Annotated in this window: 1 protein-coding gene; it reads left to right on the top strand. The window is 69.7% G+C overall.

The features are described 5' to 3' along the window. Nucleotides 1-618: mandelate racemase/muconate lactonizing enzyme family protein (locus QSK17_RS35730; RefSeq protein ID WP_285711128.1), on the top strand; the 618-nt coding region annotated here is incomplete at both ends.

Here is a 618-nt window from a genome sequence, read left to right as displayed (position 1 = left end):
CATGAAGATCACCGCCATCGAGGCGATTCCGTTCGCCATCCCGTACCGGAAGCCGCTGCGGTTCGCCAGCGGCGAAGTGCACACGGCCGAGCACGTGCTCGTACGCGTGCGGACCGAGGACGGGGTCGTCGGTATCGCCGAGGCGCCTCCCCGGCCGTTCACCTACGGTGAGACGCAGGACTCGATCAAGGCCGTGATCGACAAACTGTTCGCCCCCGAACTGCTGGGCCTGTCGCTCCTCGAACGCGAGATCATCCACGGCGTCCTCGGGCGTACCGTCGGCAACCCCACCGCCAAGGCCGCCATCGACATGGCCGTGTGGGACGCGCTGGGCCGGACGCTGGGGGTCCCCGTCACGCTCCTGCTCGGCGGGTTCACCGACCGCATGCGCGTGTCGCACATGCTCGGCTTCGCCGAGCCCGCCGCGATGGTCGCCGAGGCCGAGCGGATGCGCGACGTTTTCGGCGTCACCACGTTCAAGGTGAAGGTGGGCCGGCGCCCGTTCACGCTCGACGTCGCGGTCTGCCGTGCGCTCCGCGACGCGCTCGGAGACGAGGTGGAGCTCTACGTCGACGGCAACCGCGGTTGGACGGCGTCGGAGTCGGTACAGGCCCTGCG

Origin of the sequence: Microtetraspora sp. NBRC 16547 (assembly GCF_030268965.1) — a bacterium.
In the GTDB taxonomy this organism is placed as follows: domain Bacteria; phylum Actinomycetota; class Actinomycetes; order Streptosporangiales; family Streptosporangiaceae; genus Microtetraspora.
The sequence above is the reverse complement of the archived record's forward strand: the minus strand, read 5'-3'. Positions and strand labels throughout refer to the sequence as shown.